At 69.4% G+C, this 10,622-nt stretch carries 9 protein-coding genes; 7 read left to right on the top strand and 2 right to left on the bottom strand.

What is annotated here, in order from left to right; all coding sequences use genetic code 11:
- Positions 1-101 precede the first annotated feature (101 nt).
- Together ACXAHD_RS29045 and ACXAHD_RS29040 are read right to left on the bottom strand one after the other, a co-directional pair.
- Positions 102-914 carry an ABC transporter permease gene (locus ACXAHD_RS29045; RefSeq protein ID WP_281553674.1) on the bottom strand — a complete coding sequence of 271 codons (813 nt, stop codon included), beginning with the start codon at positions 912-914 and terminating at the stop codon, positions 102-104.
- Positions 911-1,873 carry an ATP-binding cassette domain-containing protein gene (locus ACXAHD_RS29040; RefSeq protein ID WP_281553673.1) on the bottom strand — a complete coding sequence of 321 codons (963 nt, stop codon included), beginning with the start codon at positions 1,871-1,873 and terminating at the stop codon, positions 911-913. The genes ACXAHD_RS29045 and ACXAHD_RS29040 overlap by 4 nt, the downstream gene beginning before the upstream one ends.
- Positions 1,874-2,065: 192 nt before the next feature.
- On the opposite strand from ACXAHD_RS29040, the gene ACXAHD_RS29035 reads away from it, so the two are divergent.
- The 7 genes from ACXAHD_RS29035 (at position 2,066) to rfbA (ending at position 10,499) form a co-directional block, all read left to right on the top strand.
- Entirely contained in the window at positions 2,066-2,854 is a 789-nt protein-coding gene (locus tag ACXAHD_RS29035) for a TetR/AcrR family transcriptional regulator (RefSeq protein WP_281553672.1), read from the top strand.
- Between the two features lie 151 nt (positions 2,855-3,005).
- The gene (locus ACXAHD_RS29030) at positions 3,006-4,334 is read left to right on the top strand and encodes an activator-dependent family glycosyltransferase (protein ID WP_289212378.1); all 1,329 of its coding nucleotides are present in this window, start codon (positions 3,006-3,008) and stop codon (positions 4,332-4,334) included.
- A 6-nt stretch (positions 4,335-4,340) separates the two neighbouring features.
- Positions 4,341-5,612 (top strand): activator-dependent family glycosyltransferase, encoded by a 1,272-nt coding sequence (locus tag ACXAHD_RS29025; RefSeq protein ID WP_475054611.1) that lies wholly within the window; start codon positions 4,341-4,343, stop codon positions 5,610-5,612.
- Between the two features lie 20 nt (positions 5,613-5,632).
- A complete protein-coding gene (locus tag ACXAHD_RS29020) occupies positions 5,633-6,937 on the top strand; it encodes an activator-dependent family glycosyltransferase (protein ID WP_281553669.1) in 1,305 nt (434 codons plus the stop codon).
- Complete coding sequence (locus tag ACXAHD_RS29015; protein ID WP_281553668.1) at positions 6,934-8,361, top strand: glycoside hydrolase family protein; 1,428 nt, start codon at positions 6,934-6,936, stop codon at positions 8,359-8,361. The genes ACXAHD_RS29020 and ACXAHD_RS29015 overlap by 4 nt, the downstream gene beginning before the upstream one ends.
- A 2-nt stretch (positions 8,362-8,363) precedes the next feature.
- Positions 8,364-9,584: a nucleotide disphospho-sugar-binding domain-containing protein gene (locus ACXAHD_RS29010; protein ID WP_281553667.1), complete on the top strand. Its 1,221-nt coding sequence runs from the start codon at positions 8,364-8,366 to the stop codon at positions 9,582-9,584.
- A gap of 30 nt (positions 9,585-9,614) precedes the next feature.
- A complete protein-coding gene (gene rfbA / locus ACXAHD_RS29005) occupies positions 9,615-10,499 on the top strand; it encodes a glucose-1-phosphate thymidylyltransferase RfbA (RefSeq protein WP_281553666.1) in 885 nt (294 codons plus the stop codon).
- The last annotated feature ends 123 nt before the right edge of the window (positions 10,500-10,622 follow it).

Here is a 10,622-nt window from a genome sequence, read left to right as displayed (position 1 = left end):
CCACACCCCACCCCACTCCCCACCCCCCACACTCCCTCCCCCCCCCCCCCCCCCCCCCCCCCCCCCCCCCCCCCCCCCCCCGCCGTGGGGGGGTAAAGCCGTCAGGCAAAACGCTTACGGTAGATCCGGGTGGCCAGGGGCGCCGCCACGCAGAGGATGGCCACCCACCAGAGGACCGCCTGCCAGCCGGTGTCCCCGACCGGGCGGCCCAGCAGCAGCTGGCGTACGGTGTCCACGACCAACGTCACCGGCTGGTGTTCGACGAAGGCGCGCAGCCCGTCCGGCAGCGTCTCGGCCTGTACGAACGCCGTGCTGGCGTACGGGCTGAACATCAGGATGAGGCCGAGTCCGCTGGCACCGTCGACGCTCTTGGCGACCAGTCCCAGCACCGCCGACACCCACGCCAACGAGAAGGCGAACAGCAGCAGCATGGCCGCCGCCAGCAGCCACTCGATGACCGACGCGGACGGCCGGAAGCCGACCAGCAGGCCGAGACCGACCATGACCACCAGGGCGATCATGCCCCGGATGACAGCGGCCACGATGTGCCCGGTCAGGACCGCTGAGTCCAGCATCGCGATCGCCCGGAACCGGTCGACCACGCCTTCCTGCATGTCGGACTGTACGGCCAACGTCGTGGAGACGGAGATCATCGTCACGGCGATGACGAGGATGCCCGGCACCAGGTAGTTGATGTAGGTGGTGGCGCCGACGTCGATGGCTCCGCCGAACATGAAGCGGAACATCAACAGCATCACCGCCGGCAACATGATCGCGGTGAAGATCTGGTCCGGGCTGCGCGTCAGGTGGTGCACGTGCCGTCCGATCAGGACGCGGGTGTCGCTGACCGCCCAGTACAGCTTGGATCGCTTCTCCGGCAGGACCACGCCTTCGGTGGCCGGTACGGTCGTCACTGCATCGCTCCTGCGTGGTCGGTGGTGGTGGCGTCCTCGCGGTGGGTGAGCGCGAAGAACACGTCGTCGAGGGTCGGCTTGGTCAGCGACAACGAGTCGATCTCCAAACCGTGCTGCTCCAGCAGGTCGAGCAACCGCTTGACGTGCGCGGCACCGTCGATGAAGATGCTGATGCTCCGGGTCACCTCGTCGCGCTGGATGCCCTCGCCGTCGATCAGTTCCACGGCCCGGGCGTAGTCGTCGATGCTCGCCAGGACGAGTTCCACCCGTTCCTTGCCGACTCCCTGCTTGAGCTCGGCCGCGGTGCCCTCGGCGATGATCCGCCCGTCGTCGATGACCGCGATCCGGTCCGCCAACTGGTCGGCCTCCTCGAGGTACTGCGTGGTGAGGAGAATGGTGATGCCGCCGGCGAGCAGTTGCTTGATCGCCTCCCACATCGTCGCCCGGCTGCGCGGGTCGAGGCCGGTGGTGGGCTCGTCGAGGAACAGCACCGACGGCGGGACGATCAGACTCGCCGCCAGGTCGAGCCGCCGCTTCATCCCGCCGGAGTAGGTCTTCACCCGGTTGTCCGCGGCGTCGACCAGGTCGAACTGCTCCAGCAACTGCTGGGCGCGGAGCGTCGCGTTGGCCGTGCTCAGCCGGTGCAGGCGGCCCATCATGATCAGGTTTTCCCGCCCGGTGTGCATCCAGTCCAGTGACACGAACTGGCTGACCAGGCCGATGGAGCTGCGTACGCCGTTGCGCTGCTTGACCACGTCGTAGCCGTTGACGAGGACCTCACCGCTGGTGGGCCGGCTGAGCGTGCTCAGCACCTTGACGACGGTGGTCTTGCCTGCCCCGTTCGGGCCGAGCAGCGCGAGCATGGTGCCCCGCCGCACGTCGAGGTCGACCCCCTTGAGCACCTCGACCTTCTGGTACTTCTTCCGGAGATCACGTATCCGGATTCCTGACTCGCTCATCGAACTCCTTCTGTTGCTGCTTGGTCAGGCACGGCTGGCAGGAATGGTTGAACGCCCGGCAGGACGCGACGGACGCGCACCACCGGCGGGTCGATCGACGCTGACAGCGTCTACGCTAACAGTATGGGGGTCAAACTGATGCGTTTATGGTATACATGGTTTCGACAGGACGTCAACGAGCGGGCGGTGGGCATGGCATCTGGGCAGAACAGAGGCGGCGCGGCCGCCCCCTCCTTCGAGTTTCTCTGGCGCGACACGCGGGCCCCCCGGTCCGGCCCCGGCCCCAAGCCGGCGCTGAGTGTCGACAAGATCGTGCTGACCGCGATCGAGATCGCCGACGAGGAAGGGCTCGACGCGGTCTCGATGCAGCAGGTCGCCAAGCGGCTGGACTTCACCGCGATGTCGCTGTACCGCTACGTACCCAGCAAGTCCCACCTGGTCGACGCGATGACCGACGTCGCCTCCGGTGATCCGCCGGACCTCGACGCGGTGGCGGGCGGTTGGCAGGCGAAGGTCGAGACCTGGGTCAAGGCCATCTGGGGCCGGTACCAGCATCATCCGTGGATGCTGCAGGTCCGGGTCAGCTACCCGATCGGGCCCAACCAGCTGGCCTGGTTCGAGAGCCTGCTCGGCGCGATCGCCGACAGCGGACTCGGCTACGACGAGATGGTCTCGGTCAGTCTGTTCCTCAGCGGCGCCACCCAGGGTATGGCCCGGATCTCCCTCGACATGGCCCCGGCCGGCGCCGAGCCCACCGGCGGTGGGCTCGGCTACGAACAAGCCCTGGCGACGGTCGTCGACGCCGAGCGGTTCCCGACCCTCGCCCGCCTGCTCGCCGCCGGGACGTTCGCCACCCCGGCCGCACCCACCGGCCCGGACAGCGACGTCATTCCCAACCTCGAGTTCGGTCTCCGACAACTCCTGGAAGGCATCCACGTCTACGTGACCCGACGCACGCAGCTAGGGGCAGATAGGGGTTAACCAGAATCGCATTTCACGGTTAGGCTCGGTCCGTAATACCCGATACGGGGTGAGCGCACCCAACAATGAGGGTTATTCAGGCCGACGTCGAACAGGCACCTGAACCGACGCGTCACGCACGAACAACCCTCGACATGCTGCGGAGCAGTTCATGCGCGTACTGTTCACGGTGTTCGCCGCCAAACCACACTTTTACAATCTGGTCCCGTTGGCCTGGTCGCTGCAAGCGGCCGGGCACGAGGTTCGGATCGCGAGTCAACCGGACCTCGCGGAGATCATCGCCGCGACCGGCCTCACCGCGGTCCCGGTCGGCAGCGAACTCGACATGGTCACAGCCTTCCAGGGCGGTACGGACGACGGCTCCGGCGGCGCACCGTGGCAGCGCCTGACCGGGCTCAGCGAGCTCGACCCGGTCAAGCTCACCTGGAACTACGTCCTCGGCGTGTTCACCGTCGGCTGCTCCATGGAGTACGAGTACCTGGCCGGCCAGGCCGTGACGGACGACCTGGTCGAGTTCGCCCGTGGCTGGCAGCCCGACCTGGTTGTCTGGGACGCGCTGACCTTCGCCGGGGCGATCGCCGCCCGCGCCAGCGGGGCCGCCCACGCCCGCATCCTCTTCGGGCAGGACTACGTGTTCCGGATGTACGCCGACTACCGCGCGATGCTCGACCGGCAGCCACCGGAGTGCCGGGACGACCCGGTCTCCGACTGGCTGGCCGGACGCCTGGCCCGCTACGGCTGCTCCTACGAGCAGCACCAGGACCTGGAGCTGATGACCGGCCAGTGGACGATCGACCCCACCCCGGCCTGGATGCGGCTCCCCCTCGACCTGCCGTACCTGCCCATGCGCTACGTGCCGTTCAACGGTCCGACCAGCGTGCCCGGGTGGGTGCTCGCTCCCCCGGCACGCCCCCGCGTCTGCCTGTCACTCGGGGTGTCCGGCAGGGAACTGTTCGGTGGCGACCAGCTGTCCCGCGGCGACCTCACCACCGTGTCCGACCTGCTGGACGCGCTCGCTGACTTCGACGTCGAGGTGGTGGCGACGCTCAACGCCGAACAACTCGCCTCGGTGGACCGGCTACCGGACAACGTCCGGGTGGTGGACTTCGTCCCGCTCAACGAGTTGCTGCCCAGCTGCTCGGCGGTGATCCACCACGGCGGGTTCGGCACCACCGGCAACGTGCTGGCGCACGGCGTACCCGGGATCGTGATCCCGGCGCCCTGGTGGGACGCCGCCCGGCTGGCCCAGCACCTGCAGGGGCGCGGCGCCGGATTCCTGCTGGACCACGACGAACTGTCCCGGGCCGCGCTGCGCGACCGGCTCGCCCGCCTGCTCACCGATCCGCAGATCGCCGACCACGCCGCCCAGGTCCGCGCCGAGCTTCTGGACACGCCGAGCCCGCACGAGCTGGTCCCGCAGCTGGAGCGGCTGGCGGCGCGGCACCGCGCCGCCGATCCCCAGCCAGTCGGAAGCAGGTGAACCGCAATGCGTGTCCTGGTCACCGTCATCGCCGTCAAGACCCACCTGTACAACGTGGTTCCCATGGCGTGGGCGCTGCAGGCCGCCGGGCACGAGGTGCGGGTGGCCAGCCAACCGGACCTGGTCGAGGCGATCACCAACGCCGGGCTGACCGCGGTGGCGGTCGGTGACCCGCTCGGCATGGGCCGGTCGGAGCACGGCCCCCGCGGGCAGACGTTCCGGGCACACGGCGGTGGCATGCTCGTCGCCGCGGGCGAGGAGCCGACCTGGGAGCACGCCCTCGGCGCGCTCACTGTCGCGTGCGCGGTCGAGTACGAGTTCTTCGCCGGTCAGACGGTGCTGGACGACCTGGTGGAGTTCGCCCGTGGCTGGCAGCCCGACCTGGTGGTGTGGGACGCGTTGACCTTCTCCGGGGCGGTCGCCGCCCGCGCCTGCGGCGCCGCGCACGCCCGCATGCTGTTCGGCATCGACTACATCACCCAGATGTACGGACACTTCGTGGCGCTGCGCGACGAGCAGCCCGCCGACCGGCGCGACGACCCGGTGGCCGACTGGCTCACCGGCCGACTCGGCCGCTACGGCTGCGAATTCGACCCGTCGGACGCGCTGGAGCTGATGACCGGGCAGGTCACGATCGACCCCACCCCGGCGTGGATGCAGCTACCGCTCGGCCTGCCGGTCCTGCCGGTACGGTTCGTACCGTTCAACGGTGCGGCCAGCGTTCCGCAGTGGATCTACGATCCGCCACGCCGGCCACGGGTCTGCCTGTCCCTGGGCATGTCGGGACGGGACCTGTTCGGCGGTGACCTGGTCTCCGTGGCCGACCTGCTCACCGCACTGGCCGAACTCGACATCGAACTCGTCGCCACCCTCAATGCCGACCAACTCGCCGCCGTCACCACCCTGCCCGACAACGTCCGCGCCGTCGACTTCGTCCCCCTCAACGAACTCGCCCCCACCTGCACCGCCATCATCCACCACGGCGGCTTCGGCACCCTCGGCAACGTCCTCGTCCACGGCATCCCCAGCCTCACCGTCCCCGCCCCCTGGTGGGACGAGAAAGACCTCGGCACCCACCTGCACAACCGCCACGCCGGCATCCACCTCGACCCACACACCCTCACCCCCGACACCGTCAAGATCGCCCTGCACCAACTCCTCACCGACCCCACCTACCAACACCACGCCACCAACGTCCAACACGACATACTCACCACCCCCACCCCCAACGACGTCACCACCCAACTCGAACAACTCGCGGCCGGTCCGCGGGCCTAGTCCGTCCGGGAGATTCCGCCATGCGCGTGCTCGCCACCGTGTTCGCGACAAAGCCCCACCTGTACAACCTGGTGCCGGTGCTGTGGGCGATGCGCGCCGCCGGCCACGAGGTCTGCGTCGCCAGCCACCCCGACCTGATGGAGACCATCGGACGGACCGGCCTGACCGGGGTGCCGGTCGGCAACGAGCTCAACATGATGGGATCGTTGCAGGAGAAGGGGGACGACAGCGCCGGAACCGGCGCCACCTGGGAGAGCCTGACCTCCGGCATGACCGAGACCCGGTCGGAGCGCCTCACCTGGAACTACGTGCTCGGTGCCTTCACGATGGGTTGCTCGGCGGACTACGAGTACCTGACCGACCAGGTGATGCTGGACGACCTGGTGGAGTTCGCCCGTGGCTGGCAGCCCGACCTGGTGATCTGGGACGCGTTGACCTTCGCCGGGGCGGTCGCCGCCCGCGCCTGCGGCGCCGCGCACGCCCGCATGCTGTTCGGCATCGACTACATATCCCGGATGTACGACAACTACCGGACGCTGCTCGACGAGCAGCCCGCCGACCGGCGCGACGACCCGGTGGCCGACTGGCTCACCGGCCGGCTGGCCCGCGCCGGCGTCGACGCCGTGGTCACCCCGGAACTGGCCAGGGAGCTGATGACCGGGCAGGTCACGGTCGACCCCACCCCGGCGTGGATGCAGCTGGCGCTGTCGGTGAACCGGCTGGCCGTGCGGTACGTGCCGTTCAACGGACCGAGTGCGATCCCGCGGTGGATCTACGATCCGCCACGACGGCCACGGGTCTGCCTGTCCCTGGGTGTGTCCGGCCGGGAGCTGCTCGGCGGTGACCTGGTCTCCGTGGCCGACCTGCTCACCGCACTGGCCGAACTCGACATCGAACTCGTCGCCACCCTCAATGCCGACCAACTCGCCGCCGTCACCACCCTGCCCGACAACGTCCGCGCCGTCGACTTCGTCCCCCTCAACGAACTCGCCCCCACCTGCACCGCCATCATCCACCACGGCGGCTTCGGCACCCTCGGCAACGTCCTCGTCCACGGCATCCCCAGCCTCACCGTCCCCGCCCCCTGGTGGGACGAGAAAGACCTCGGCACCCACCTGCACAACCGCCACGCCGGCATCCACCTCGACCCACACACCCTCACCCCCGACACCGTCAAGACCGCCCTGCACCAACTCCTCACCGACCCCACCTACCAACACCACGCCACCAACGTCCAACACGACATACTCACCACCCCCACCCCCAACGACGTCACCACCCAACTCGAACAACTCGCCGCCGATTCATGGAGCCTGCGATCGTGACCACTTCGCCGCCCAACTCCGGAGTCCGCCTGGGGGTCGTCCGTGGCATCAGCTACGGCATGTACGGCCGCCCGGAGCGCTTCGTGCCCCAGGTCCGCGCCATGAACGCCGGCCTGATCCGGGTGTACGTCTACTGGTCGCAGATCGAGCCGGTGTCCGGCCGGTTCGACTTCGACGTCGTCGACGCCCTGTTCGATCAGCTCGACGGCACCGAGGAGATCTGGGTGACGGTCTGCTCCAGCTCGCCCTGGGCCACCCGGGTACCGACCCGGCTGCTGCCGCCGTCACCGGCCAAGAGCCTGCGGCGGTACGGCAAGTTCGTCGAGCGGCTGGTCCGGCACTGCGCCGGCCGGGTGCACTACTGGCAGTGCGACAACGAGCCGACCGACAACGCGTTGTTGTGGGCCGGCAGCGCGCCGGAGTACCTCGCCCAGCTCAAGGTGCTGCACAAGGCGGTCAAGAAGGTGGACCCGCAGGCGTCCGTCGTCCTCGGCGGCGCACCGTTCATGCTTCCGTTGTCGGCACCGGACAGTCACGAGCGCCGGTTCTTCGATCTGCTGCTCGACCAGGGCCGGGACCACTTCGACCTGTTCGACCTGCATCTGTACGGACCGACGACGATGATCCCCGAGCACGTGGAATCGGTCCGCGACCAGATGCGCAAGTTCGGCTACGAGAAGCCGGTCGTGGCCGGCGAGTACAACGGGCCCTGGCCGGCGCTGTTCCCGGAGGCGATGGCGATCCTCAAGGAGCCGGCCGAGGCGGCCGGCGGGCACGGCCGCCAGGCCGAGCACGACGCCATCGCCAAGCTGTACGCCCGACGCGAGACGTTGCCGCCGACGCTGCAGATGTTCCTGCTCGACTGCCCACCCGACCTCGAAGACAAACGCTACCGGATCGCGTGCCGGGAGATCGTCATGCGCAACCTGCTGGCGTTCTCCGTCGGTATCCGGCGTACCGCCTGCTGGAACCTCGCACCGGAGGCCGCCGGCTTCGCCAACCCGTACTCGCTGATGGACGTGATGTTCCGGACGTTCGCGCTGATGGACTACGCCGGCGACGAGCTCGCGGTCCGTCATCCCAACGCCGAGGCACTCGCCCTGGTGGCCGGCCAGCTCGACGGGGCCGAGCAGGTCGAACGGGTCCCGGTCGCGGATCGGCCGCAGCAGTACCTGTTCGACGTGCGGCGGCCGGGACGTGGACCGCTGCTGGTCACCTGGATCGACCGGGACCCGTTCCACGGCGAGGACGAGCCCGACGTGCAGTTCGACTGGTCCTGGACGGCGGAGCGGGCGTACGCGGTCGACGCGCTGGGCCGTGCGGTGCCGGTGACATCCCGCGACGGTCGGGTGCACCTGCCGGTCGGCTGCACCCCGGTGTTCGTCTCCGCCGAGGCGATCCCCGCGAAGTCCGGAGGTCACTGAGGATGCGAGTGCTGTTCACCGTCTCGTCGTGGTCGACCCACTACTCGACGATGATCGCCGTCGGTTGGGCCGCGCAGGCCATGGGACACGAGGTCCGGGTGCTGTGCCCCGCGTCGGAGACCACCGCGGTGTCGAACACCGGGCTGATCCCGGTGCCGGTGCTCGACGGCGTCGACATCGTCACCAGCAACCGGTTGGAGTACTACCGGGAAGCCGCCGAGGGCCGGTGGCGCTACCCGTGGCTGCCGCTGCATCCGCTGACCGGCGAGCCGCTGCGCGGCCTGGACGAGTTCGACCTCGCCGGGTACCGCCGTACCGTGGAACCGGAGCTGGCCGCCCGCGCGGCGCGCGGCTTCGACGCGGCGGTCGAGTACGCCCGCCGCTGGCGACCGGACGTGGTGCTGCACGACCCCACGAGCCTCGAGGGCCTGCTGGCCGCCCGGGTGGTCGGCGTTCCGGCGCTGCTGTGCCTGTGGGGTCCGGTGGGCACCCACGAGCCGGAGCACCGGCGGATCGTGCCGACCGACATCAGCGGTTCGTTCGCCCGGCACGGTGTCGGCGAGTTCAGCCTCGACCTGATCACCCATGTGGTCGACCCGTGTCCGGCGGCGGTCGCCCCGCCGGTCGGTGGCGAGCGGGTGCCACTGCGGTACGTGCCGTACAACGGTTGCGCGCCGGAGCCGGCCTGGCTGCACGACACTCCGGCCCGGCCCCGGGTCTGCATCGCCTGGTCGACGGCGCTGTCCACGATGTCGGGACCGAACTCCTACCTGCTGCCCGAGCTGATCTCCAGCCTCGACGGTCTCGACCTCGAGGTGGTCGTCACCGCCACGGCGGCGGACGTGGCGGCGCTCGGCGCGGTGCCGGCGGGGGTCCGGGTGCTGGAACGAATGCCGCTGCGGCTGCTGCTGCCCGGTTGCGCCGCGATCGTCCACCACGGCGGCAGCGGTAACACGATGACCGCGCTCGTGTCCGGCACACCGCAGCTGCCGATCACCTTCACCACCGAGACCACGGTCACCGCGGAGCGGCTGCACACCGCCGGTGTCGGCATCCACCTGCAGGGCGACCTCGCCGACCGGCAGCGGGTGCGCGACGCGGTGCTGGCGCTGGTGTCCGACCCCGGCTACCGGGCCCGTGCCGGTGAGGTGCGGGACGAGATCCGGCTCAGGCCGACCCCGGTCGACCTGGTGACGAACCTGGAGAAGTTGGCGGGCGGTTGAACCGCCTGCTCGTTCGGTAGGGAGTGACAGGTGAAGGGCATCATCCTCGCTGGCGGGTCGGGGACCCGTCTGCATCCGGTGACATTGCCGATGTCCAAGCAGCTACTGCCGGTCTACGACAAACCAATGATCTACTATCCGCTGTCGGTCCTCATGCTCGCCGACATCACCGAGATCCTGCTGATCAGCACCCCGCGTGACCTGCCGCAGTTCCAGCGGCTGCTCGGTGACGGGTCGGCGCTGGGCATCAGCATCAGCTACGCGGAGCAGCCCAGCCCACGCGGGCTGGCCGAGGCTTTCATCATCGGGGCGGACCACATCGGGGATGACTCGGTCGCGCTGATCCTGGGTGACAACATCTTCTACGGGCCCGGCCTGCCCGAGGTGTTGCAGAGTAGCGCCCGTCAGCTCGGCGGTTGCGTCCTGTTCGGCTACCCGGTGACCGACCCGTGGCGTTACGGCGTGGGCGAGACCGACCAGGCGGGCAACCTGATCTCGTTGGAGGAGAAGCCGGAGCGGCCGCGGAGCAACACCGCGATCACCGGTCTGTACCTGTACGACAACGACGTCATCGACATCGCCAAGAACGTCCGCCCGTCGGCGCGCGGCGAGCTGGAGATCACCGACGTCAACCAGGTGTATCTCGACCGGGGCAGGGCCCGGCTGGTCGAGCTCGGCCGCGGCTTCGCCTGGCTGGACACCGGCACCCACGACTCGCTGCTGCAGGCCGGGCAGTACGTGCAGGCGCTGGAGCAGCGCCAGGGGCTGCGGATCGCCTGTGTCGAGGAGATCGCACTGCGGATGGGGTTCATCAGCGCCGAGGCGTGTCACGCGGCCGGGGCCGGTCTGGCGAAGACCGGGTACGGCCAGTACCTGATGACCGTGGCGGCCGAGCACCGATCGAGGAACGGCTGACAGCCCGGGGAGACGTGCGATCCGGGCGGCGGTACGTTGTACCCGCCGAAGTGCCCCACCCGGCGCGTCGACATGTCGGGCGGGGCACCCCCCCCAGACGGGGGCACCACCCCCGACGGAACG

The organism is Micromonospora sp. ABR4_055, from assembly GCF_056160425.1.
The sequence above is the reverse complement of the archived record's forward strand: the minus strand, read 5'-3'. Positions and strand labels throughout refer to the sequence as shown.

What these genes read in the sequence shown, in the direction of transcription:
- ACXAHD_RS29040 (WP_281553673.1), bottom strand. Translation starts at nt 1,873, where the DNA reads ATGAGCGAGTCAGGAATCCGGATACGTGATCTCCGGAAGAAGTACCAG.
- ACXAHD_RS29035 (WP_281553672.1), top strand. Translation starts at nt 2,066, where the DNA reads ATGGCATCTGGGCAGAACAGAGGCGGCGCGGCCGCCCCCTCCTTCGAG.
- ACXAHD_RS29030 (WP_289212378.1), top strand. Translation starts at nt 3,006, where the DNA reads ATGCGCGTACTGTTCACGGTGTTCGCCGCCAAACCACACTTTTACAAT.
- ACXAHD_RS29025 (WP_475054611.1), top strand. Translation starts at nt 4,341, where the DNA reads ATGCGTGTCCTGGTCACCGTCATCGCCGTCAAGACCCACCTGTACAAC.
- ACXAHD_RS29020 (WP_281553669.1), top strand. Translation starts at nt 5,633, where the DNA reads ATGCGCGTGCTCGCCACCGTGTTCGCGACAAAGCCCCACCTGTACAAC.
- ACXAHD_RS29010 (WP_281553667.1), top strand. Translation starts at nt 8,364, where the DNA reads ATGCGAGTGCTGTTCACCGTCTCGTCGTGGTCGACCCACTACTCGACG.